This window comes from uncultured Roseobacter sp., assembly GCF_947499265.1.
In the GTDB taxonomy this organism is placed as follows: Bacteria; Pseudomonadota; Alphaproteobacteria; order Rhodobacterales; family Rhodobacteraceae; genus Roseobacter.
Genome location: NZ_CANMNK010000001.1, coordinates 125,325 through 147,865, shown reverse-complemented (window position 1 = coordinate 147,865; position 22,541 = coordinate 125,325). Strand labels below are relative to the sequence as shown.

Here is a 22,541-nt window from a genome sequence, read left to right as displayed (position 1 = left end):
TACAGGAAACGCGCGTCAGGCCAAGCAAAAGATGCGCGCCTTGAAAATCATGATATCGTCCCGCAAAACAGGGGCATTCAGGAGTGGTCGCCGTGCATGAATTAACCGGAGCGGCGGGGTCGCTTTACGACGACATCCGCGATTTGCCCATGGTATCGCCACATGGTCATTGTGATCCGGCGTGGTTCGCAACCGATGCCGCTTTTCCGGATCCCGCGGCGTTGTTGGTTGTGCCCGATCACTACGTCTTTCGCATGCTCTACTCGCAGGGCGTATCCCTTGCGGATCTGGGCATTGGGGTCCCGGGACAGACTGCCGAGCCGCGCAGCATTTTTCGACTTTTCGCGCGGCATTGGCATCTGTTTCTGGGCACGCCGTCGCATTTCTGGATGCGCTATGTGCTCACACGGACATTGGGGATCAACACGAAATTGTCCGAAGCGACAGCGGATCAGGTCTATGACCAGATCGCGGAAAAGCTGGCGCAGCCCGCGTTTCGACCGCGTGCCCTGTTTGACCGCTTTGGCATCGAGGTTCTGGCAACAACAGATGGTGCGCTGGACGATCTATCGCATCATCAAGCCATTGCTGATGGCGAGTGGTCCGGGCGGATCATTCCAACCTTCCGGCCTGATGGTGTGCTTGACCCTGCCGATCCCGCTTTTCTGCGCAATGTCGAGACACTCGGTGTCCTGACCGGGACGGATACCGGCAGCTTTCCGGGGTACCTGAGCGCCCTGCGCCAGCGCCGCGCGTTTTTTAAAGCCATGGGGGCGACGGCGACAGATCACGCCATCGAAGAGATCCATACCGAATGGCTGGACGATCCCGACATGATGTTCCAGCGGTTGCACCGGGGCACGGCCTCACCGGCGGATGTACAGGCGTTTTACGGACACATGTTGATTGAAATGGCGCAGATGTCCGTCGAGGACGGGCTGGTCATGCAGATCCACGGCGGCAGCAGGCGCAACACAAATCACGCGGTGCTGGAGGCGTTCGGCCGCGACAAAGGGGCCGATATTCCGATTGCGGTGGATTGGGTGCGCGGGCTGGAAGCGCTGCTGAACCGGGTCGGGAACACACCGGACTTCACGCTTTTGCTGTTTACGCTGGACGAGACGACCTATGCGCGTGAACTGGCCCCGATGGCCGGGCACTGGCCGTGTCTGCGCATCGGACCGCCCTGGTGGTTCCATGACAGCGCCGCAGGCATTGCGCGCTATTTCGATCAGGTCGTAGAAACGGCGGGGTATCACAATCTTGCCGGTTTCAACGATGACACGCGGGCGTTTTTGTCTATCCCGGCGCGACATGATATGTGGCGCCGTGGGGTCGCGCTGCACCTGGAACAGCAGGTCAGGCGCGGCGTTTTCGATCTGTCGGATGCGCGGACGCTCGCCCCTTTGTTGGCCACGGACCTTGCACGCAAAGCCTATAGGTTGGGATCATGAATCATCGTATTTTGCACATCGGTGTTGGCAACTTCTGCCGCGCCCATCTGGCGGACTACACGCAGGACGCGGGCGGCTGGTCTGTGACCGGGGTCAGCTTGCGGTCGGCAGGTGTGCGCAATGGGTTGCGGGCGCAGCACTATGATTACGGTCTTGCGATCCAGGGCCAGGGCGTCAAGCCGATCACCGTCTTTGATGAAGTTCTGGTGGCTCCCGAAGACCCGCAGGCGGTTTTGAAGCAGATTGCTTCACCGGATGTTCATATCGTTTCGATCACGGTGACCGAAAAAGGCTACCATCTCACGGCAGACAACCAACTTGACGTTGCGGACCCGTTGATTGCGAGCGACTTGGCGGGAAAGACACTGCGCACTGTCATCGGTTTTCTGGCCTATGGGTTGGCGGCACGGTCGAAGCCAGTGACTGTCCTGAGCTGCGACAATCGCGTTTCGAACGGCGATGTGCTGGAGGCCGCGGTCGTGGCGTTTGCTCAGGCTGCAGGGCTGCCGTTGGATCTGTCCCAGATCACCTTTCCCAACAGCATGGTGGACCGTATCACACCCGCGACAACGCAGGATTTGCGCGCGCTGACAGGTGACGCCATGGCGGTGCCCTCGGAGCCCTTTCGCGAGTGGGTGATCGAGGATCGCTTTGCCGCGCCGCGCCCGGATTGGCCGGATGTGCAGTTCGCACAGGATGTCGCCCCCCATGAGACGCGCAAGCTCAGGATGCTGAATGCGGCGCATTCGATGCTGGCCTATGCGGGTTCTTTGGCCGGGCATACCTATGTGCATGAGGCTGTTTGTGATCCCGATTTGCGCGAAAATGCGCGGGCGCTGATGATGGAAGCGGCGCAAACGCTGACACCGGAAATGCAGGAGATTGCGCCCGATTATGCGGATGCGCTGATTGCGCGGTTCGACAACCCGCACATCAACCACAGCCTGCGGCAGATCGCGATGGATGGGACGCAAAAGCTGCCCTACCGGATGCTGGACAGTATTCGCGCCCTGAAATCCATGGGCCAGCCTGCGCCCGTTTTATCGGACGGCGTGCGGTCCTGGATCCGGTTTTGTCGGCATGAGGTGGGCGCAGGCCGTCTGTTGCAAGACCCGATGGGGGACAAGGTTGCCCGTATCATCGGCGCAGGTGCCGCGGACGACGCGCTGTTGGCTTTGATGGGCGCGCGGGATCTCGCGACGCCTATTCTGGAATAATCGCACCGCGATGCTGTACAACTCTGGCCGCACAATTGTGACCCGCGCGCAGTGCATCAGCTTGCGATTGGCCAGACAGTAGCGCGCCGAGATACCCGCCGTTGAAACTGTCGCCTGCCGCCGTTGTGTCGACGACTTTTGCGGCAGGGGCGTAGGCCTGATCGACGGCTTCGCCAAGCGACAATGGCCCCTGCGCACCGCGTTTCAACGCGCCTTGCGTGGAAAGTGCCAGAAAACGGGCTGCAACCTGATCCTCGGTTTCCCCAAAGAGATCCATTTCGTCGTCGATGGACGGCAGGGCAATATCCGCCTGTGCCCAAAGCGTGCGGGTCACCTCCTGCGCCACTTGCACGTCTTCCCAAAGCCGCGGGCGATAGTTGCTATCGTAGGCCACCTGCGCCTTATTCTGTGCCAACCAGTCGATCAGCGCCAGCCGCACCGCCTGCGGCAGGATCGCCATGGTGATGCCGGAGAGGTAAACCACGTCGTAATCTGCCAGAGGGGAGAAATCGAATGTGCCATCCACCTGAAACATCTGACGTGCCGCCGAAGCGCTCCGCCAATAGGTAAAGGCGCGCTCACCTGTGTCATTTGTCGTGATCGCATAAAGGCCCGGCGATTTCCCGGTGATGGCTTTGATGTTCCGGCAGCCAATATTCTGCGCCGCGATGAACTCCGTGATCCGCGCGGAGAAGGGATCATCGCCGACGCAGGTAACATAGTCGACCGCCAAGTTCGGGGCAGCACGCTTGAGATAAATCGCGGTATTGAGCGTATCGCCCGCCACGCCAATTTGCGCCGCTGTCCCTTGCATGGACAGCTCTATCATCGCTTCGCCAACACAGGCCACACGCATTATCGTTGCTCCCTTTTCCAGATGATCAGGCCCGAGATGACGATGATCATTGCCCCAATGACCGTCCACTGATCCGGCAGGTGTTGAAAGACCAGATAGCTCAGGACAGACAGGTAAATCATGAATGAATAGGTGTAGGGCATCAGGGTGTTGGCCGAGCCGAACCGGTGCGCATTCGTCAGCAGTTGGTGACCGGCCCAGCCAAAGACGCCAAGCCCGATCAGGATCATCCAATCCATCGGATTATCCGGCCATTTCCAGGCCCAAAGAGCCAGCGGCAACATTACGGCTGTCCCCAGCGCGCCCATGTAAAACTGCATCGTCTCGGTGGCGACGACACCGGCCAGCCTGCGCGTCATGATCGAATAGAGCGCGAGGCTCAGCGAGTTGAGAAGCGGCAGGATCATCGCGATATGAAAGGCTTCGCCAAAAGGACGGATCACGACGAGCACACCGGCAAACCCCAACAGAATGGCAAACCAGCGCCAAGGGCCGACATGCTCGCCCAGCAGCGGCCCGGACAGCGCGCAGACGATCACGGGGCTGGAAAACATGATGGCGGCGGTGACCGTCAGCGGCAGGAAGTTCAGCGCATAGAAATTCGACAGTGTGGCCATCACCAGCAGCATCGCACGGCTCAGCACCTGCCACATGTGCCCGGTCTGAAAACGATCCCGCGCAATACCCCCCTTGGCGATCACGGCGACCGAGATCACGAAGTGCCCGGCATAGCGCATGAAGGCCAATTGAAAGGCCGGAAACCCCAGGATCACCAGCCATTTGGCACTGGTGTCAACGAAGGCAAAGAGCAGCCACGCCCCCAGCATGAGCATGATGCCAAAATGAGGGCGGTCCTCGAGCAGGCCCGCGCTGACGGCCATGCTACTTGCCCATTTTCTGGACGTAGAAATCGATCATCTGGCTGACCATGTGATCGCCGAACCCGGTATCTGTTGCTTCGCGCAGGGCAGAGAGCGCACATTTGGACATGATGCTTTCAACGCCTGCCTCATCTGCCATGCGGGCATAGTATCCGACGTCCTTTGCCGCGTTTCGGATGGCAAAAGCCAATTGGTTGGGATCGCCGTCCAGACCGTAGCCCTTGACGAAATCCATCATGCCCGAATGCAGGGGACCTGCGGACATCACATCGTAAAGCTGTTTGCGGTCGATGCCGGCGACATCCGCCATGGCAAAGGCCTCGGCCATGGCATTTGCAACGGTCATGCCGAAGAAGTTGTTGATCAGCTTGATCGTATGCCCGGACCCGGAGGCCCCGAGGTGAAAGACGTTTTCGCCCAGGTCCTTAAGCACCGGCTCAACCGCGTCAAAGGCGGCTTTGTCCCCCGCCGCCATGATGTTGAGCAGCCCGTCCTTGGCGTGTGAGGGCGTGCGGCCCAGTGGCGCATCCAGATAGCTGCCGCCCGCTGCGGCAACCTCTTCGCTCAGGCTGCGGGTGCTGCCGGGCAGGGAGGTGCCGAAATCAATGACCGTGGCCCCGTCGCGCAGCCCGGCAATGACGCCGTCGGGGCCGCGCATCCGCCCCTCGACGCTGTCACTGGTGTCCATGCACAGCATGACGATATCGCTGGCGGCGGCCACATCACGGGCGGTGGCCACCTCGACGGCGCCGCGCGCCACCGCCGCGTCAACGTTCGGGCGCGAGCGGTTCGCCGTGACCGTCAGCGCGTAACCCTTGTCCTGCAGGCGCCCAACCATGGCTGCGCCCATCAGGCCGAGGCCAATAAATCCGATTGTGGGGTGTGTCATTTGCTGTCCTTTTCGCCTGCGCGGTTATGTGATGGTATCGAAGGCCCGTTTCTTCAGGCCTTTTTGAATTTCATAGATGGAGATCGGCACATCCGGTTGCGGCTGCGGAATGCGCACCGGGATATCTTTGAGGCGCGGGTTCAGGGTACTGTTTCCGCAGAGCATCCGCGTGTCATAGTCTTTGATCCCGTCCCATTTGGTCATCGACCCCATGATCGGGAAAGCATCCGCCGCCATCATCTCGTAAAACAGAATGCGCCGTGACCGGTCGGAAGTGTTGAGCGCGGAGCCGTGCACGATGCGCCCGTGGTGGATGCTGATCGATCCCGCCGGTCCGGTCAGTTGCACCGCATCCGCCGGGTTCAGCCCGTTTTCTTCCGGCAGCATGGCACCGGCAAACACGCCATCCACGTGGTGATCGAACACCGGGCCCTTGTGCGAGCCGGGATAGACCATCAGCGGACCATTCTCCGGCGCCATATCGTCAATCAAAACACCGATGGCGAGGATGTCGTCGTTGGTATGTGGGTAAAACGCGTAGTCCTGATGCCATTCGACGGCAGCGCCGTAGCCTGCTGATTTCATGTTGAGTTTGGTTGTGTGCAGGCGCAAATCCGGCCCGATCAGATCGCGCGCGGGCGCCAGGATGTGATCTGAATACATCAGCTCCCGCATGACATCCGACGTGGTGTGCGGCAGTTTGATCCGCCGCAGGCGGGGCGCATCAGGCGTGTGGCTGTCTTCGAGGTCGAGGCGGTCATTGCTTTCGGTCATGCCGCGTGCTTCCTGCTCGAACCGGGCGATTTCCGCGTGGATACGCGACAGCCATTCCGCAGGAACCTGGTTTTCCAGCACCAGGTAACCCTGTTCCTGATAGCGCGCGATCTGGTCTGTTGAGAGCGTTTCAGGCATTGGCCACGCCTTCCAATTGCGGGGTCAGCTGCGCTTCGATCGCCAGAGCCGTGGCAAGGGTCCGGGTCGCATCGGCGACGTCGATCAGTGGGGCGGCCCCGTCCATCACGTCGATAAAATGATCCAGCTGCGCGTCCAGCGGTGCCTTGCCGTTTTCGAGGATGTCGAGCGGCACCGGCATGGCGGGCCGGGCCCAATCCTCACCCTGCCACAGCGTCATCGAGGGAAAGCTGATCGCGCCCCTGGTGCCCATGATCCACATCATGTCCTGATGCGTGGTCCCGATGTTGGGGTTCTCCCCGGTGCCTGCTTCAAACCCCCAGGGGCTGGGGGAGGTGTCAGCAAAACTGATGGTTCCGGTGGCCCCATTGGCGAAGGCCAGCGCGATCGCACCACTTTCGATCCGCGCGGTGCCACGCAGACCACTGCCACGCAGCGCTGTTGTCGTGACAATCTCGCCGATTACAAAGCGCAAGAGATCGATGTCATGCACCAGATTGATCATCACCGGGCTGCCACCCGCGGTGCGCCAATTGCCCTCGAAATAGGTATCCGGCTTGCGCATGGCCCAGATCAGAGTGGCGCAGATGGGCGTGCCGATGCTGCCGTCAGAGATCAGTTTTTTCAACTGCTGGACCGGGCGGTGATATCGCCGGTGATGGCCGACCAGCGAGCCGACCCCTGATTTGGCAATCGCGGCCCCTAGTGCGCGGGCACCAGCGAGATCAGTTGCGACAGGCTTTTCAACCAGCATGTGCCACCCGCGTTCCGCCGCATAAATTCCATGTTGCGCGTGCAGCGCGGTCGGCGTGGCGATGATCACCCCATCCACGTCACCTGCGACCTCCGACATGTCCCGATAGCGGGTCAGATCGGGCGCAATCGACATATCGGGATCGACCAGGCCAGCGAACTCGCAGTCCGGATGGGACTGGATAGCTGCAACATGGCGGATGCCGATCAGCCCGCCGCCGACAACCAGAATGCGTTTCACATCACCGCCCCGATTTGCCAGGGCACGAATTCATAATCGCCCAAGCCCTGCGCCTCGGATTTGGTGGCGGCACCGCTGGCGACGCGCAGGAACATGTCGTAGATTTCGCGCCCTTTCTCTTCGACACTCACGCCTTCGGTCAGGATCGTGCCCGCGTCGACGTCCATATCCTCATGCATGCGTTTGGCCATGGCCGAATTGGTGGCCACTTTGATCGTGGGGCTTGGTTTTGACCCAAAAGCCGAGCCGCGCCCGGTGGTAAAACAGACCAGATTGCAGCCGCCCGCGATCTGCCCCGTTACGCTGGCGGGGTCATAGCCGGGGCTGTCCATGAAGGTGAATCCGCGGGCCGTCACAGGCTCGGCGTATTTGTAGACACCCATCAACGGGCTGGTGCCGCCCTTGGCCGCGGCCCCCAGCGATTTTTCCAGAATGGTGGTCAGGCCACCCGTCTTGTTTCCGGGGGAGGGATTGTTGTCCATCGATCCCTTGTTGCGGGCGGTGTAATCCTCCCACCACCTGATCAGACCCACCAGCTTTTCGCCTGTGACCTGATCGGTCGCGCGCCGTGTCAGCAGATGTTCCGCGCCATAAATCTCGGGCGTTTCGGCCAGAACACCGGTGCCGCCCTGGGCCGCGAGCAGGTCACAGGCATATCCAAGGGCCGGGTTGGCGGTGATGCCGGACCACGCGTCAGAGCCCCCACACTGCAGCGCAACCTTCAATTCCGAGGCCGGGCAGGGCGTGCGCGTTGCGGCATTGGCGATGGGCAACATGGCCTCGATCTTCTTGATCCCCAATGCAACGGTTTTGCGCAGACCGGCGACGGACTGGATGTTCATCACCTGAAACGTAGGGCCCTGGCTGAGCCCATAGGCCTCCAGCAGCCAGTCGATCTGGTTCATTTCGCAGCCCAAACCCACCATCAGGACGCCCGCGTGGTTGGGATGGCGCGCGTAGCCCCACATGACCCGTTGCAAGGCCTCAAACCCGTCGCCGCTGTCGGCCATGCCGCAGCCGGTGCCATGCACAAAGGCCGCGACACCATCCACATTCGGATAGTCGGCGAGCACTTCAGGTGTGAAGTGGCTGGCGATCATCCGTGCCGCCGTGGCCGAACAGTTCACCGAGGTGACGATGGCAATGTAGTTACGGGTACCAACCTGCCCATTCTCGCGGCGGTATCCCATAAAGGTATCACGTGCCGCCTCCGGCACGGGTGCCACAGGGCGCAAGTCGGTGGAGAATTCGTAGTCGGCTTGTGTATTGCGGAATTCAACGTTTTGCGTGTGCACATGGTCACCCGCCGCAATGTCTTGGGCCGCATATCCAATGATCTGCGCGTATTTACGGATCGGTTGGCCGCGCGCGATGGCGCAGGTTGCGATCTTGTGACCGGACGGGATCAGCGCGCGGGTGGCGGTTTCTTCGATCTCGACACCAACCTCAAGCGCACGGGTGGCGGTGACGACATTGTCGACGGGGTCTAGGCGCACGGTGTCCATGGTCTCTCCTCAGGCGCAGAACGGCGCATCGCTTTGCCAGCGATGAATGGGAATATGGGGTTGCCGCGCAAGCGTGTTGCGCGCGTCATGCCACATCTGCCGCCAAAGACGCCAGTCGGTCAAGACCGCGCCGGGATCATCCGTGCTGCGCGCCACGAATTCAGGGAAATGCGCCCGCCCGGTAGGCTGGCCCGTCACGTTGTAGCGCAGATCGAAAGACCAGCGGAAATTATCTGTGCCATTGGGCAACGAGGCATGCGGCGTCAGCGGGTGCAACAGTAAAATGCCACCGGCGCGAACGGGCAGCGGCCTCGCCCGCGCTGCGTCAATGAAATCGTCGGCGATGGCTGTTTGTGTTTTGGGACAATGCGGCAGCATCTGATCATGCGCTTTGGGGATCACTTGCAAACAGCCGTTTTCAGGGGTTGCGTCGGTCATCGCGATCCAGACGGTGATCATATCGGTTCTGTCGGCATCTTCATGGCCAACGCCGCGATCCTGATGCCAATCCGTCTGGGTGATGTGAGCGCGGACCTCATCGTTTTTCAATGCGGGTGCGGGTGGTTTGATCCGAAGATGCTGGATCGGGTTCGAGGTGATCTCGGGGCCAATCAGGCTTTGCACCACATCCAATATCTGCGGACAGGTGACCAGATCAAAAACCGCTGGGCCGAAGTGCATCGGCGTATCCGTGTGGATCGTATCGCCCGGCAGCGAAATATCCATCGGCTGAAACCAGTCGCAACCGGCCTCATAGGCGCATCGCAGTTTTTGCCAGAAATCCATGGTGTCATCAGGCGCGGGCAACAGCCCCTGTTTGGCCCATGCCGCATAGAGACTGTTCAACAGCGCTTCGTATTCCTCCGCGATACGCGCGCGCAGCTCAGACGGCACCACGTCTTCGACGACAAGGAAACCCTGGCGTTCGAAAGAGGCGGTTTGCGCAGCGCTGAGCATGGGTCATTCCCAGTGGTTAGGGCAGGAGCAATGAAACGATGGGTGGCCAGATCAGCAAGACCGACAGGGCACAAAGCTGGATGCCGATGAAGGGCAGGAACCCTTTGAAAATGTCGGTCAGGCTGATGTGCGGCGGTGCCACGGACTTCAGATAAAACGCGGCCGGTCCAAAGGGCGGGCTGAGGAAACTCACCTGCATGTTCATACAGAAGACCACCCCGAACCAGATCGCCACGTGGCGCGGATTGAGTTCGCCAAACACACCAATTTCCTCAATCGGCAGGCGCTGCACGATCGGTAGGAACACCGGGATGATCAGCAAAACGATGCCCACCCAATCCATGAAGGCACCCATGAAGAGCAGGATCAGCATCATCGCAAGGATGATCCCCATGGTCGGCAGGTCGGAGCCGACGATGAAATCGGCGACGTAAACCGGGCCACCCGCGATGGTGTAGGCACCCGCAAGGGCTGCGGCCCCGATGGTCACCCAGATGATCGTGCCGGTGGATTTCAGGGTGCGCATCAGGCTGTCCCAGACCAGATCGAAAGAGGCCTCGCCACGGCAGATGGCGATGACGAGCACGGCGAGCGCGCCCATGCCTGCGGCCTCGGTGATGCCGGTGATGCCGCCATAGATCGACCCCATCACGACGCCGATCACGACGATGGGCGGGACGAGGCCCTTGCCCATGGACCAGCCCGTTGCCGTCCGCTCACGGCCCAGGACGCCGAACATCATGCCGAAGGACAGCAGCACCGCGCCGCCGAACCATGGCAGCCAGTCGGCAGTGCCATAGGCGATGGCCGCCCCGGTGTTCGACGCATTCTGGCCGGACAGTTCGAAAAACAGCGCGCGCAGGAACAGTGCGGTGCCAAAGCCTGCGATCAGGACGCAGAGAAAGGCGAGAAAGAGTTTGGCCTTTTCCATGCCGTAGGGTTCACCTTCAACCGGATCGGGCAGCGGTGCATCCTGCGGGCGCAGTTGTGTGCGGATGATGATGTAGAGGATGATGAAGCTCGCCAGCATGAAGCCCGGCAGGAAGGAGGCGGTGAAGAGTGCCTTGATCGAGGTTTCGGTGATCAGCCCGTAGATGATCAGCACGATCGAGGGCGGGATCATGGTGCCCAGCGAGCCGGAGGCGCAGATCGTACCGATGGCGAGGTTCTGGCTGTAGCCCAGCCGCAGCATCTGCGGCAGCGCGATCAAGCCCAGCAACACGACCTCACCGCCAATGATGCCGGACATCGCCGCCATGATGACGGCCATGATCGAGGTGACAATGGCGATGCCGCCGCGGGTGCGATTGAGCCAGACGTTCAGCGAGGAATACATATCCTTGGCGATGCCGGACCGTTCCAGCAGGGCCGCCATGAAAATGAAGAGCGGGATGGATATGAGGACATAATCCGTTAAGAGCCCGTATATCTTTTGCGCCAGGATGTTCAGCGGTCCCGATCCCGGCCTGCCGGTCAGGATGCCATCGCCGAATGTGAGCGGGTTCATCAGCAGCGTCGGCTCGAACTTCATCACCAGCACCAGCACCGCGAGGATGGCCGAGGCAAACCCCAGCGGCATGCCGATGGCCAGCAGCAGGATCAGGCCCAGCATCAGGACCAGCGAAATTGTACCGATATCCATCAGCTGTTCCTCGGGGTGTTGGATTGAATGCTGCCGCGTGTGACGTCGAGGTCGCCGGTCCCGTCGGATCCTACGGCGGCCTTGATCCGCTCCAGCTCATCGGGGTCGATGTCATCGGCAGCGGAATGAATGACCGGTTCGGCGTGCCAGTCTGACACCAGATTGACCACCGCCTGAAAGGCCACCAGCACGATCACCAGTAACACCATGGGCTTGAGCGTCGCCGGAATCGGTGGGTCGAAAGCTGTGCCGAAGGTTTCCCAGCGGTAAAACTTGTCGAAGGCCTCGCCATATCCGCCATAGACCAGAAAGAAAGCGAACGTTACGATCAATGCTGTCGATATACAGTCGCAGGTGCGCTGCAGCACGCGGGGCAGCATGTCGTAGAGCAGGAAAATGCGGATGTGGCTGCGTTGCTGCATGGCGTAAAGCCCGGCGCATAGGAACACAAAGCCCGCCAGCCAGAGCGAGAGTTCATTGGCCCAGAGCGTTGGCGCTTCAAAGACATAGCGCAGGATCACCTCGTAGATCATCACGCAGCAGAGCAGGACAATCAGCATCATGGTCAGCCGACCGATGAAGACGGCCAGCCGGTCCAGCGGTTTCCAGCTTTCGAATTCCATGGGTGCGCGGCGGACCGTGCGCACACCGATGTAGCCAAAGATCGGCAGCAAAAGCAGAGCGCCCCAGTCGACCATGTCAGCATATCCGCCGAACAATCCACCCATCCCGGGCGTCACGTCGATGCGCCCAAAGAGCGCGCTGAGCTTGTCATATTGTGAGGGGTCTTCGGGCGGGAACCATGAGAGCGTGAAGGCGGGCAGATGCCAGGTCAACCAAGCCGCGCAGACGATGAAAGCAAGCGGTATGAGCCATTCGATAGGGCTTCCGGATTTTTCCTGCATGATCTCTCCCCAACCACGGTGGCCGATTGTTATGGATTGCCCCGGCCCGAGACAAAAAGACCCCGCCGGGTGTCGGCGGGGTCAGTTTTCAGGTCAGCTTATTGCTTGAGACCAAGCTGCTCCAGGTAGGCCAGGTGGCTCTCAACCAGCGCCTTGGCTTCCGGCGTGTCAGCGAACTCAGGCCATGTGGCCTGGGCCGCGGCGCGGAACTTGGCGAGCTCTTCTGGTGCCCACTGCGACAGGGTTACGCCCTGCTCGCGCAGCTGTGCAGCCGCTTCGGCGTTCTTTTTCTCGAACGTCAGAGCCGTGCGCAGCGCCAGCGCTTCCATCGCCACCTTCATGATCTTCTGGTGGTGCGCAGGCATCGCGTCAAACACGGCCTTATTGCAGGCCAGGTGGTCCGATGGCATCGAGTGGAAGCCGGGGAAGTTGGCATATTTCACGATGTCATAGAGACCCAGGCCCACGTTGTTGGCTAGGCCCGAGGCATCCGCCCCATCGATGATACCGGTTTCCAGCGCGGTAAAGATCTCGGTGAAATCCATCACGATGGGCGAGGCGCCCAGTTTTTCAAAGATCTTGGTTTCCATGCCGGGGGGCGACCGGAATTTCCAGTCCTTGAAGTCTTCGACCTTGGCGATGGGCTTGGAAGAGGCGAAGCTCTCCTGACCGTAGACCCACCAACCGATCAGCTCCATGCCGTATTTGTTGTAGAGCGGTGCGGCCGCTTCGCGACCGCCACCGAAGTAGAGCCAGCTCAGCTGCTGGTACGGCGTGTCATAGCCGCCCATGATGTCGCCTACGAATTGGAACGCTGAGTTCTTACCGGTCTGGTAGCCGCCGCCTGTCATGTCGCAATCCAGAATGCCGGTGGATGCGGCGTCAAACGTCTCGACCGATTTCACAACCGACGACGAATAGAACATTTCAACGACGATCTCGCCGTTGGACATATCCTGAATGTCTTGCATATATTGTGCGGCGAGCTTGCCAGACACCGTTTCAGGTGCGTAGTGCGTTTGAATGCGCAGATTGCTTGTCTCGGCCGCGGCGGTGAACGCCGTCGATGCCGCGAGGGCTGCAACTGCGGCGACCGAAGCCGCCTTTTTGATGATTTTCATTTTGTCCTCCCAGACGTTGAGCGCACAAATGGGTCGGGTTGAAATATCCCGTTCGTGATTACGCTGCCGAAACGTTAGGCCGAGGGTGACTGCTCAAGCAAGAAAATATTTTATTTTTCCCAAATTTCGATATTTTGTTTGATTTTCGAAATTATGCGCGTATCGCTAGAAACACTGTGGGAGATCTGAAATGGCTGCTCAAGACGCCGACATCTTTGATGACATGCGGCACCGCCTGATTACCGGCGAGTTTGGATATGGTAGCAAGCTGCGGGCGGAAAAGCTACGCCAAGATTATAATTGTTCCGCCAGCACAGTGCGGGAAGTGCTGTTCCGCCTGTCCACGGTCGGACTTGTCGACTTTCAGGAGCAGCGCGGATTTAGGTCACCTTTTCAATCGGTTGAGCGTCAGCACGAGCTGACGCATATGCGGATATTGCTCGAAACCGAGGGCGCTTGCCTGTCCATTCGATTGGGTGGTGTCGAGTGGGAATCGCGCCTGTCCGCCGCGCATCATAAGCTCTCTCATATCGAAACCCGCGTGCGATCATCCGGCGATGTGATTCCACTTCTGGGTCTATGGAGCCGGGCGGAGCAGGAATTTCATGAGACCCTCATCGACGCCTGCGGTTCCGGTCTGTTGAAGCGCACGCATAAAGTAATTTACGAGCAATTCAGGCAGCAACTCGTCTCGGCGGAGACAAATTATGGCTATTTCCCTGAAAATATTCGCGAGCATCAGGCGATTCTGGATGCCGCGCTTGAGCGAAATGAAGACCTCATGCGGGTCACCGTGAATGATCATCTGGCGCGCAATTTGATACGGCCCTTACCGCAAAAACATCACACGGACGCCTTGGGTAAATCCTCGGCAATATAGGTCTGGATGATCTCATCAAACGTGGATTCAGCTTTGAACCCCAAGGCGATGGCGCGGCTCGGGTTGAAATTGCGGGGCCATCCCTCGACGATCTTGATGACTGCTGGATCGGGCGCGACCTTGATCAGATCCACTGCATCCTGACCGGCAATACGCCGCAATGCTTCAATCTGTTCTGCGACTGTACAGCTCAGCCCGGGGAGATTGAGCGCACGACGACCTTCTAGCAACTTGGTATCTAATGTGGCCGCATGCACCAAAAATCCGGCTGCGGCGCGGGGGGAGGCGTGCCAATGTCGCACGCTGTCCGCGACCGGCAGGATCGCTTCCTGGCCGTTGAGCGGTTCGCGGATGATGCCGGAAAAGAAGGAGGATGCCGCCAGGTTTGCTTTCCCGGGCCGGACGCAGATCGTGGGCAACCGCAACGATACCCCGTCGAGGAAACCTTTGCGGCTGAAGTCGGAGAGCATCAATTCGCTGATCGCTTTCTGCGCGCCGTAGCTGGTTTGCGGCGCCGAGAGGAACTCATCGTCGATCTTTTCTGGAAAAGGGCCGCCAAAAACAGCGATGGAGGAGGTGAAAACCAGACGCGGGACATATGCGCCGCCCGATGCATCGTATGCATTACGAAATGCCTCGAGGAGGTGCCACATCGACATCATGTTGACATCCCAGCCCTTGGAAAAATCCGTTTCCGCCTCGCCGGACACGATGGCCGCAAGGTGGAAAACGATGTCCGGTTTGTAGGCCACGAGGTCTTGCGCAACACCAACTGTCGACAGGTTGCCGGTTTTCTGTTTCGGGCCACTGAGGCCCTTTGGCGGGAAGGCTACGTCAAAAAGGGTGATGTCCAGATCTGTATGGCCCGGCAGGCCCTTTTCGATCAGACGGGCGGCCAGCTTTTGGCCAACCATGCCCCCGCCACCGATGATGAGAATTTTGGTCATACCGGCAATCCGTTTCGTGCCTTGAGTTCCAGATAGAGCCCGGAATGGTCTTTCTCGCCGCCATCCATTGCATCAATGAAATGCTGAAACCGGTCCCGGACGCTTTCGGTCGCGGGCAGTGTCAATCCCAATGCCGCCGCTTCATCCAGCGTGTTGTTGAGGTCCTTGACCTGGAACTTGGTCAATCCGCCGGGTTCAAAATTACCCGTGGTCATACGTTCGCCGTGCTGTTGCAAAATCACGCTATCCGCGAAGCCACCCTTCAGCGCCGCGCGCACGGCCGCCGGATTTGCGCCGCCTTGTTCTGCCAGCAGCATCGCCTCGGCAACAGCCGAGATGGTCACCGCAACGATAGTTTGATTGGCGAGCTTGGAGAGCTGCCCGGCACCAGAGGGCCCGACATGTACCGGTCGTCCCATCGCCTCAAAAACAGAGCGCGCCGCATCGAAGACAGCGGCATCGCCGCCCACCATGATCGCCAGGGATGCGGCCTCCGCCCCCTTGGTGCCGCCCGAGACCGGCGCATCAAGATGCCCAAACCCCAGACCCTTCAGCAGCTCCGACTGTTGGCGCGCGTGTTCAGGTTTGGCGCTCGACATATCGATCCAGACGGCGCCCGGTGAAAGTGCCGCCTGAATGTCGGGGTTTTCAATCAACGCGCCCGACGCGAAGCCATCCGACAGCATGGTGATCACGAACTCGGCGCCGCTTACAGCATCCACTTCGCCGGTGGCAATCCGCGCGCCATCCTCGGCCAGGGGTTCGGCCCGCGCGATGGTCCTGTTCCAGACGGTCAGCTGGTGGCCAGCCTTCAGCAAATTTCGAGACATGGGAACCCCCATCAATCCGGTCCCGATCAGCGTAACCTTGCGCGATTGTGTCATTGTCAGCAGTGCCCCATGATTTCTGTTTTCAAAGCAGTAGCCAAAGCCTGGCTCCTGTCATACGCTAACGAAAACGAGCCATTGGACCAGCCCGTCCGGTGGTTTTTTGATGAAGTCAGCGATTTTGATGCACTTCCTTGGTTGGTTCAGCTTGCGGCCAACGGTGAAAGCGGACGCTGGTGAGTGGGGAGAATATTATGTCAGGGCAAAGACTTAAGGGTAAGCGGGCGTTGGTCACGGCCGCCGGTCAGGGGATTGGTCGTGCGAGTGCGCTCGCCCTGGCAAAAGAGGGCGCTGAGGTCTTCGCGACCGACATTAACATGGATGCGCTTTCCACGATTCGGGATGCGAATCACGAAAATATCGAAATTTTCGAGTTAAATGCGTTGGACGATGATAGCGTCAAAGCGGGTGTTGCAGCGGCCCAACCGGACGTTTTGTTCAATTGCGCGGGCTTCGTGCACCATGGGTCTGTGCTTGATGCGACCGATGAGGAATGGGATTTCGCGGTGAACCTGAACGTCCGATCGATGGTGCGCACCATCCGCGCCGCGCTGCCGGGTATGCTGGAACGCGGCGGCGGATCGATCATCAACATGTCGTCTGCGTGCTCGTCGGTGATAGGCGCGCCCAATCGGTTTATCTACGGCACAACCAAGGCCGCGGTGATTGGTCTGACCAAATCTGTTGCGGTGGATTACGTGGCCAAAGGCATCAGATGCAACGCCATTTGCCCGGGCACCGTGGAAAGCCCCAGCTGGCACGACCGTGTCGATGCGCTTGGCGAACAGCTCGGCAGCAAAGACGAAGCGATGAAGCAATTCGTGTCACGCCAGCCGATGGGGCGCGTGGCATCGGCAGAGGAGATCGCAGCGCTTGTGGTGTATCTCGCAAGCGACGAAAGCGGTTTCACCACCGGGCATCCACATATCATTGACGGGGGGTGGTCAGGCCAATGACCAAGAAAATCGACATTAGCGATCTGCGATCACGCAAATGGTTCATGAACCCGGATAATCCGGAGATGACGGCGCTCTATCTGGAGCGCTATCTGAACTACGGGCTCACGCGCGAAGAGCTGCAGTCCGGCAAGCCCATCATCGGGATCGCGCAAACGGGCAGTGACCTGTCGCCTTGCAACCGGCACCATCTGGAACTGACCAAACGGGTGCGCGACGGCATAATCGCGGCTGGCGGGACCTGTATCGAGGTGCCTGTGCACCCCATTCAGGAGACCGGCAAACGCCCCACGGCGATGCTCGACCGCAACCTTGCCTATCTGTCGCTGGTCGAGACGCTCTTTGGCTATCCGCTGGATGGCATTGTCCTGAACATTGGCTGTGACAAGACCACACCTGCCCTCTTGATGGCGGCGGCGACCGTGAACATTCCGGCGGTGGCGCTATCGGTCGGTCCGATGCTGAACGGCTGGTTCCGCGGGGAGCGTACCGGGTCCGGCACCATTGTCTGGAAAGCGCGCGAGATGCTGGCGGCGGGTGAAATCGATGACGACGGGTTCATGGAACTGGTGGCCTCGTCTGCGCCCTCCGTTGGGTATTGCAACACGATGGGCACGGCGACGACGATGAATTCGCTGGCCGAAGCGCTGGGCATGCAACTGCCGGGCGCAGCGGCGATCCCCGCACCCTATCGCGAGCGCGGGCAGATCAGCTATGAAACCGGTCGCCGCATTGTGGATATGGTCTGGGAGGATCTGCGGCCCTCGGACATCATGACGCGCGAGGCCTTTGAAAATGCCATCGTGATCAATTCAGCGATTGGTGGATCGACCAATGCGCCAATTCACCTCAACGGCGTTGCCCGGCATCTGAATGTGCCGCTGGACAATGACGACTGGCAGAAGGTTGGCCATCATGTGCCGCTGTTGGTGAACCTGCAACCGGCGGGCGAATATCTGGGTGAGGATTATCAGCGTGCGGGCGGTGTGCCGGCGGTTGTGGGCGAGCTGATCGCGGCGGGTCTGTTGCCGCATCCGGATGTGATCACTGCGAACGGCAAAACCATGGCCGAGAATTGTGGTCATCTGCGCAGCGAGGACTCAAAGGTGATCCGACCTGTGTCCGATCCGCTCAAAGCGCAGGCCGGTTTCATCAATCTGACTGGTAATCTCTTTGACAGCGCGATCATGAAAACCAGTGTGATCAGCAAAGCCTTTCGCGCCAAATACCTGTCCAACCCGGAGGATATGAATGCCTTTGAGGGGCGTGCCGTTGTCTTTGACGGGCCGGAAGATTTTCACCACCGGATCGACGACCCGGCAGAGAACATTGATGAAGACTGCGTGCTCTTCATGCGCGGGGCCGGGCCCAAGGGCTATCCCGGTGGGGCGGAAGTGGTGAACATGCGACCGCCGTCATACCTGCTGAAGAAGGGCGTAGAGGCACTGCCTTGCATCGGCGACGGTCGTCAATCCGGCACGTCGGGCAGCCCGTCGATCCTGAACGCCTCGCCCGAAGCGGCGGCAGGCGGTGGCCTTGCGTTGCTGCAAAACGGCGACAGGGTGCGCATCGATCTGAACAAATGCACCGCGGATATGTTGGTGCCATTGGACACTTTGGCCGAACGCGCCCGCGCCTTTGAGGCCAATGGCGGCTATGACGCGCCCGAAAGCCAATCGCCCTGGCAACAGTATTTCCGCGAGAAAGTTGGCCGCTTTGATCAAGGCATGATTCTTGAAGATGCCGACAAGTACCAAGACATCGCGCGTCGCTTCATGCCGCGCGACAACCACTGACGACGCGCCTGTGGCGCGATACCAACTGACTGCGCGCCTTTGGCGCGACAATTACTGAAGGAAGATCTATGAAACTGGTACGATACGGTGCTGCGGGCGCTGAAAAACCCGGAATGCTGGATGCAGGTGGTACGCTGCGCGATTTATCGGCGCATGTCACGGATATTGCGGGCGATGTTCTGTCGGACGCAGGGTTGGAAAAGCTGCGTGCCATCGATCCTGCGAGCCTGCCAGCGGTGGAGGGAAGCCCGCGCATCGGCGCTTGCGTCGGGAACATCGGCAAGTTCATGTGCATCGGTTTGAACTACAAGGATCACGCGATTGAAACCGGCAACCCGTTCCCGGATCACCCGGTTCTGTTCATGAAGGCCACCTCGGCCGTGGTTGGCCCGAACGATGACGTCTCGATGCCGCGCGGCTCGACCAATACCGATTGGGAGGTCGAACTGGGCGTGGTGATCGGCAAGCCCGCCAAATACGTCAGCAAGGAAAACGCGCTGGATCATGTGGCCGGATATTGTGTGATCAACGACGTGTCGGAACGGCATTTCCAGAACCATCTGTCGGGCAATTGGACCAAGGGGAAGTCCTGCGACACTTTTGGGCCGACCGGTCCCTGGCTGGTGACGCGGGATGAGGTCGGGGATCCGCAAAACCTGTCGATGAGCCTCGATGTGAACGGCAAGCGCATGCAGACCGGCAACACCGAAACCATGATTTTCACCGTAGCCGAAATCATCGAGCATCTGTCGTCTCTGATGACGTTGCAGCCCGGTGATGTGATCAGCACCGGCACCCCACCGGGCGTGGGTATGGGCATGAAACCGCACCCGATTTACCTGAATAAAGGCGATGTGATCGAATTGACCATCGATGGCCTGGGACATCAGCGCCAAACCGTCACGGAGGACGCATAAATGGCTGAACTTTTTCTAATCGGTGGCGCGACGGACATCATGCTGGAGCGGCTGGGCGCCAAATTCACCATCCACAAAGCCAAGGACATGGAAGACCCGCAAGCTTGGCTGGCGGAGCATGGCGCGAGCATCACGCATGTCGCAACCAACGGTCATGACGGTGTAAAACCCGCCTTCATGGAGGCGATGCCGAACCTCAAGGCGATCAGCTGTTATGGGGTTGGCTATGACGCCATCGACACCACTGCGGCGAAGGCCAAAGGGGTGGTTGTGACCCACACGCCTAATGTTCTGAACGCCGAGGTTGCGACAACGGCGGTGTTGCTCATGCTGGCCTGTTACCGCGAAGTGCTGCGGGACGATGCCTATGTGCGCTCCGGGCGCTGGGAAGCCGAAGGCAACGCGCCGCTCACGCGCTCGGCGGATGGGCAAACCGTGGGCATTTTGGGTCTGGGCCGCATCGGCCAGGCCATCGCGGACAAACTGGCCCCCTTCGGTACGACCATTGTTTATCATTCGCGCAGCAAGAAAGATGTCGATTACAAATACTATGACAATCTGACGGATATGGCGCGGGACGTGGACACCCTGATTTGCATCACGCCCGGAGGACCCTCGACCAACAAGATCGTGAACCGCGAGGTCATGGACGCCCTGGGCCCCCAAGGGACGCTGATCAACGTCAGCCGCGGGTCGGTTGTGGATGAAGCAGCGATGATCTCAGCGCTGCAGGACGGGCGTCTGGGCTGGGCCGGTCTGGATGTCTTCGAGGCGGAACCAAAAGTACCGGAAGCATTGCGTCAGTTGAGCAATGTCGTGCTATTGCCGCATGTCGGCAGCGGGACACATGAAACGCGGGCGGCAATGGGCGCTTTGACCGTCGATAACCTGTTGCAGCATCTGGAGAATGGCACGGTCATCAGCCCGGTGCCTGAATGCGCAGACATGTGAGGCGATGACCAGGATTGCCGCCGTCCATGCGCGCCTGTTCAATGTGCCCCTGGACGAAGTGCTGGTGGATGCAAAACACGGGCAGCACAGCCATTTTCATCTGATCACCGCGACGGTGACGCTGGAAGATGGCCGTGAGGCAACCGGCTACACCTACAATGGTGGTCGCGGGGGCCATGCAACGGCGGCAATGATCAATCATGATCTCGCCCCCTTTCTGGTGGGGCGGGACTGCGAGGACATCGAAGCGCTCTATGACGCGATGCAATGGCATATGCATTACGTCGGGCGCGGCGGGATCGTCAGTTTTGCCATCTCGGCGGTGGACATCGCCTTGTGGGATCTGCGCTGCAAGACGGCGGGCCAGCCGCTGTGGCAGATGGCGGGCGGCGCGGGAAAGAGCTGCAAGGCCTATGGCGGTGGAATCGATCTGGCCTACCCGTTGCCGAAACTCTTGGCGCATGTCCAAGGCTATCTGGATGCTGGTCTGAACGCGGTGAAGATCAAGATCGGCCAACCGACGCAAGAAGAGGACATCGCGCGCATTCGGGCCGTCCGCAAGCAGATCGGCCCGGACGCCGGTTTCATGATCGATGCGAATTATTCGATGACCGTGGCGCAGGCGATATCGCTGGCAAAGGCGGTGAAGGACCAGGATATCATGTGGTTCGAGGAGCCGATCCTGCCCGATCACTACGCGGGATATGCCGAGATCACGCGGGCAACGGGCATGGCGGTCGCGCAGGGTGAGAACCTGCATACGATCCACGAATTCGAGATGGCGATGGCGCAATGCGACCTGGGCTTTGTCCAGCCGGACGCCTCCAATTGTGGTGGCATCACCGGCTGGTTGCAGGTCGCTGACCTCACCCGCGGCACGGCGGTGCCGGTCTGCAGTCATGGGATGCAGGAGCTGCACGTCAGTTTGGTCTCTGCGCAACCACATGGTGGATGGCTGGAGGTGCACAGTTTCCCGATTGACCGTTACACCGCACGCCCCTTGGTCATCCGGGATCATCATGCAGTCGCACCTGACGATCCCGGAATTGGCGTGACCTTTGATTGGCCCAGCCTCACGCCTTTTGAGGTAAGTCTCTAAGGCGTTTTCCTGAAAATCCGAGCCTAGTCAAAACGCCTGAAATCACCGGGTTCAATGCGTTAAGTCAAACGCCCTTTTTTCAGACAAGTCGCGAAGCGCTATCGGCGCTCAGATGCGCAGAAAGCGCTGGGCGATCTTCGGGATCAGGCTGTCAAAGCGCAGCGGCGCGTCCGCCACGGCCAGGCAAATGCAATCCTCGTGGATGTCCGCAACAGGTGTGTGGTGCATGTCGCTGTCCGCAATCTCCACGTCACCCCGTGCGAAATAATCGTCCTCATCCTGAAATGCGCCCTTCAGCACCATGGTCATTTCCGTGCCTTCGTGGCCGTGATCCGGCATCGCGGTGCCAGCGGGAATAAACAACAGGCGGGCAGAGGCATCCTTTGATGTTGGCAGGATCGCTTGTTTGACGCCCATTCCGATGGGCTTCCAACGGATCGCTTCCAGATCGCCGCCAACATAGTCACGCAACGGTTTCGGCAAGACGGCGCATTGCGAAGCTTCCTCTTTCGGCGTCGTAACCGGGCCGCCCGCGATCAATGCAAGCGTCGCCTCAAGGCATTCCGGACGCAGGGCAACCGCATCGGCCTCGTGCATCTGCTCAAGGACTTCGCCCCCAAGTGCGTCAAAGCTTTCGGCCTGCGCGCGGCAGGTGTCGCAAAGCGACAGGTGGGATGCAACCATCAGGTTGAAAGCCTCCGGCAGCGTACCGGCAGAATAGGCCATCAGCACGGCGTCATTCAGGTGGTGTTTGATTGTCTCGGTCATCTCAATG

The 22,541-nt window shown here is 59.8% G+C and carries 21 protein-coding genes and 1 pseudogene; 9 read left to right on the top strand and 13 right to left on the bottom strand.

Annotation, left to right across the window (positions count from 1 at the left end; all coding sequences use genetic code 11):
• Nucleotides 1-92 precede the first annotated feature (92 nt).
• Nucleotides 93-1,454, top strand: coding sequence for a glucuronate isomerase (gene uxaC / locus Q1A63_RS00690; RefSeq protein ID WP_298968402.1), 1,362 nt, complete (start codon nt 93-95; stop codon nt 1,452-1,454).
• The gene (locus Q1A63_RS00685; RefSeq protein WP_298968401.1) at nt 1,451-2,671 is read left to right on the top strand and encodes a mannitol dehydrogenase family protein; all 1,221 of its coding nucleotides are present in this window, start codon (nt 1,451-1,453) and stop codon (nt 2,669-2,671) included. Before uxaC ends, Q1A63_RS00685 begins: the two co-directional genes overlap by 4 nt.
• Here the strand turns inward: Q1A63_RS00685 and Q1A63_RS00680 are convergent.
• From Q1A63_RS00680 to Q1A63_RS00635, 10 genes and pseudogenes are all read right to left on the bottom strand, one after another.
• Nucleotides 2,658-3,527 carry a sugar kinase gene (locus Q1A63_RS00680; RefSeq protein ID WP_298968400.1) on the bottom strand — a complete coding sequence of 290 codons (870 nt, stop codon included), beginning with the start codon at nt 3,525-3,527 and terminating at the stop codon, nt 2,658-2,660. The two genes, Q1A63_RS00685 and Q1A63_RS00680, sit on opposite strands and share 14 nt — an antisense overlap.
• Nucleotides 3,527-4,408: a DMT family transporter gene (locus Q1A63_RS00675; protein ID WP_298968398.1), complete on the bottom strand. Its 882-nt coding sequence runs from the start codon at nt 4,406-4,408 to the stop codon at nt 3,527-3,529. Before Q1A63_RS00675 ends, Q1A63_RS00680 begins: the two co-directional genes overlap by 1 nt.
• A gap of 1 nt (nt 4,409) precedes the next feature.
• A pseudogene (locus tag Q1A63_RS00670) lies at nt 4,410-5,303 on the bottom strand (NAD(P)-dependent oxidoreductase); the annotation flags it as partial.
• 18 nt (nt 5,304-5,321) lie between these two features.
• Nucleotides 5,322-6,209: a phytanoyl-CoA dioxygenase family protein gene (locus Q1A63_RS00665; protein ID WP_299630314.1), complete on the bottom strand. Its 888-nt coding sequence runs from the start codon at nt 6,207-6,209 to the stop codon at nt 5,322-5,324.
• A complete protein-coding gene (locus tag Q1A63_RS00660; protein WP_299630312.1) occupies nt 6,202-7,203 on the bottom strand; it encodes a Gfo/Idh/MocA family oxidoreductase in 1,002 nt (333 codons plus the stop codon). The genes Q1A63_RS00665 and Q1A63_RS00660 overlap by 8 nt, the downstream gene beginning before the upstream one ends.
• Nucleotides 7,200-8,708, bottom strand: coding sequence for an altronate dehydratase family protein (locus Q1A63_RS00655; protein ID WP_299630310.1), 1,509 nt, complete (start codon nt 8,706-8,708; stop codon nt 7,200-7,202). The genes Q1A63_RS00660 and Q1A63_RS00655 overlap by 4 nt, the downstream gene beginning before the upstream one ends.
• A 9-nt stretch (nt 8,709-8,717) precedes the next feature.
• On the bottom strand, nt 8,718-9,665 hold the full coding sequence (locus tag Q1A63_RS00650; RefSeq protein WP_298968389.1) for a phytanoyl-CoA dioxygenase family protein: 948 nt from the start codon (nt 9,663-9,665) through the stop codon (nt 8,718-8,720).
• A 16-nt stretch (nt 9,666-9,681) separates the two neighbouring features.
• Nucleotides 9,682-11,307 (bottom strand): TRAP transporter large permease subunit, encoded by a 1,626-nt coding sequence (locus tag Q1A63_RS00645; protein ID WP_298968387.1) that lies wholly within the window; start codon nt 11,305-11,307, stop codon nt 9,682-9,684.
• On the bottom strand, nt 11,307-12,212 hold the full coding sequence (locus tag Q1A63_RS00640; RefSeq protein ID WP_298968386.1) for a TRAP transporter small permease: 906 nt from the start codon (nt 12,210-12,212) through the stop codon (nt 11,307-11,309). Before Q1A63_RS00640 ends, Q1A63_RS00645 begins: the two co-directional genes overlap by 1 nt.
• A gap of 98 nt (nt 12,213-12,310) precedes the next feature.
• Entirely contained in the window at nt 12,311-13,333 is a 1,023-nt protein-coding gene (locus Q1A63_RS00635; protein ID WP_298968384.1) for a TRAP transporter substrate-binding protein, read from the bottom strand.
• Nucleotides 13,334-13,523: 190 nt separating this feature from the next.
• Here Q1A63_RS00635 and Q1A63_RS00630 point away from each other — a divergent pair, with 190 nt between their 5' ends.
• Complete coding sequence (locus Q1A63_RS00630; RefSeq protein ID WP_298968382.1) at nt 13,524-14,213, top strand: GntR family transcriptional regulator; 690 nt, start codon at nt 13,524-13,526, stop codon at nt 14,211-14,213.
• Here Q1A63_RS00630 and denD read toward each other — a convergent pair.
• A complete protein-coding gene (gene denD, locus Q1A63_RS00625) occupies nt 14,177-15,160 on the bottom strand; it encodes a D-erythronate dehydrogenase (protein ID WP_298968380.1) in 984 nt (327 codons plus the stop codon). The two genes, Q1A63_RS00630 and denD, sit on opposite strands and share 37 nt — an antisense overlap.
• Nucleotides 15,157-16,044: an NAD(P)-dependent oxidoreductase gene (locus Q1A63_RS00620; RefSeq protein ID WP_298968379.1), complete on the bottom strand. Its 888-nt coding sequence runs from the start codon at nt 16,042-16,044 to the stop codon at nt 15,157-15,159. Before Q1A63_RS00620 ends, denD begins: the two co-directional genes overlap by 4 nt.
• Before the next feature lie 15 nt (nt 16,045-16,059).
• On the opposite strand from Q1A63_RS00620, the gene Q1A63_RS00615 reads away from it, so the two are divergent.
• The 6 genes from Q1A63_RS00615 to Q1A63_RS00590 all read left to right on the top strand — a co-directional run bounded on the left by Q1A63_RS00615 (nt 16,060) and on the right by Q1A63_RS00590 (nt 21,766).
• On the top strand, nt 16,060-16,227 hold the full coding sequence (locus Q1A63_RS00615; RefSeq protein ID WP_298968378.1) for a hypothetical protein: 168 nt from the start codon (nt 16,060-16,062) through the stop codon (nt 16,225-16,227).
• Between the two features lie 14 nt (nt 16,228-16,241).
• Nucleotides 16,242-17,003: an SDR family oxidoreductase gene (locus Q1A63_RS00610; protein ID WP_298968375.1), complete on the top strand. Its 762-nt coding sequence runs from the start codon at nt 16,242-16,244 to the stop codon at nt 17,001-17,003.
• Entirely contained in the window at nt 17,000-18,799 is a 1,800-nt protein-coding gene (locus Q1A63_RS00605; protein ID WP_298968373.1) for an IlvD/Edd family dehydratase, read from the top strand. Before Q1A63_RS00610 ends, Q1A63_RS00605 begins: the two co-directional genes overlap by 4 nt.
• A 68-nt stretch (nt 18,800-18,867) precedes the next feature.
• Nucleotides 18,868-19,716, top strand: coding sequence for a fumarylacetoacetate hydrolase family protein (locus Q1A63_RS00600; RefSeq protein WP_298968371.1), 849 nt, complete (start codon nt 18,868-18,870; stop codon nt 19,714-19,716).
• The gene (locus Q1A63_RS00595; RefSeq protein WP_298968369.1) at nt 19,717-20,667 is read left to right on the top strand and encodes a 2-hydroxyacid dehydrogenase; all 951 of its coding nucleotides are present in this window, start codon (nt 19,717-19,719) and stop codon (nt 20,665-20,667) included.
• Nucleotides 20,624-21,766, top strand: a complete 1,143-nt coding sequence (locus tag Q1A63_RS00590) for a mandelate racemase/muconate lactonizing enzyme family protein (RefSeq protein ID WP_366524248.1) — start codon at nt 20,624-20,626, stop codon at nt 21,764-21,766. Before Q1A63_RS00595 ends, Q1A63_RS00590 begins: the two co-directional genes overlap by 44 nt.
• 108 nt (nt 21,767-21,874) lie before the next feature.
• On the opposite strand, the gene Q1A63_RS00585 is transcribed toward Q1A63_RS00590, so the two are convergent.
• On the bottom strand, nt 21,875-22,534 hold the full coding sequence (locus Q1A63_RS00585; protein WP_298968368.1) for a ChrR family anti-sigma-E factor: 660 nt from the start codon (nt 22,532-22,534) through the stop codon (nt 21,875-21,877).
• Nucleotides 22,535-22,541: the final 7 nt, after the last annotated feature.

What these genes read in the sequence shown, in the direction of transcription:
- Q1A63_RS00685 (WP_298968401.1), top strand. Translation starts at nt 1,451, where the DNA reads ATGAATCATCGTATTTTGCACATCGGTGTTGGCAACTTCTGCCGCGCC.
- Q1A63_RS00680 (WP_298968400.1), bottom strand. Translation starts at nt 3,527, where the DNA reads ATGCGTGTGGCCTGTGTTGGCGAAGCGATGATAGAGCTGTCCATGCAA.
- Q1A63_RS00675 (WP_298968398.1), bottom strand. Translation starts at nt 4,408, where the DNA reads ATGGCCGTCAGCGCGGGCCTGCTCGAGGACCGCCCTCATTTTGGCATC.
- Q1A63_RS00665 (WP_299630314.1), bottom strand. Translation starts at nt 6,209, where the DNA reads ATGCCTGAAACGCTCTCAACAGACCAGATCGCGCGCTATCAGGAACAG.
- Q1A63_RS00655 (WP_299630310.1), bottom strand. Translation starts at nt 8,708, where the DNA reads ATGGACACCGTGCGCCTAGACCCCGTCGACAATGTCGTCACCGCCACC.
- Q1A63_RS00650 (WP_298968389.1), bottom strand. Translation starts at nt 9,665, where the DNA reads ATGCTCAGCGCTGCGCAAACCGCCTCTTTCGAACGCCAGGGTTTCCTT.
- Q1A63_RS00645 (WP_298968387.1), bottom strand. Translation starts at nt 11,307, where the DNA reads ATGGATATCGGTACAATTTCGCTGGTCCTGATGCTGGGCCTGATCCTG.
- Q1A63_RS00640 (WP_298968386.1), bottom strand. Translation starts at nt 12,212, where the DNA reads ATGCAGGAAAAATCCGGAAGCCCTATCGAATGGCTCATACCGCTTGCT.
- Q1A63_RS00635 (WP_298968384.1), bottom strand. Translation starts at nt 13,333, where the DNA reads ATGAAAATCATCAAAAAGGCGGCTTCGGTCGCCGCAGTTGCAGCCCTC.
- Q1A63_RS00630 (WP_298968382.1), top strand. Translation starts at nt 13,524, where the DNA reads ATGGCTGCTCAAGACGCCGACATCTTTGATGACATGCGGCACCGCCTG.
- denD (WP_298968380.1), bottom strand. Translation starts at nt 15,160, where the DNA reads ATGACCAAAATTCTCATCATCGGTGGCGGGGGCATGGTTGGCCAAAAG.
- Q1A63_RS00620 (WP_298968379.1), bottom strand. Translation starts at nt 16,044, where the DNA reads ATGACACAATCGCGCAAGGTTACGCTGATCGGGACCGGATTGATGGGG.
- Q1A63_RS00615 (WP_298968378.1), top strand. Translation starts at nt 16,060, where the DNA reads ATGATTTCTGTTTTCAAAGCAGTAGCCAAAGCCTGGCTCCTGTCATAC.
- Q1A63_RS00610 (WP_298968375.1), top strand. Translation starts at nt 16,242, where the DNA reads ATGTCAGGGCAAAGACTTAAGGGTAAGCGGGCGTTGGTCACGGCCGCC.
- Q1A63_RS00605 (WP_298968373.1), top strand. Translation starts at nt 17,000, where the DNA reads ATGACCAAGAAAATCGACATTAGCGATCTGCGATCACGCAAATGGTTC.
- Q1A63_RS00600 (WP_298968371.1), top strand. Translation starts at nt 18,868, where the DNA reads ATGAAACTGGTACGATACGGTGCTGCGGGCGCTGAAAAACCCGGAATG.
- Q1A63_RS00595 (WP_298968369.1), top strand. Translation starts at nt 19,717, where the DNA reads ATGGCTGAACTTTTTCTAATCGGTGGCGCGACGGACATCATGCTGGAG.
- Q1A63_RS00590 (WP_366524248.1), top strand. Translation starts at nt 20,624, where the DNA reads ATGGCACGGTCATCAGCCCGGTGCCTGAATGCGCAGACATGTGAGGCG.
- Q1A63_RS00585 (WP_298968368.1), bottom strand. Translation starts at nt 22,534, where the DNA reads ATGACCGAGACAATCAAACACCACCTGAATGACGCCGTGCTGATGGCC.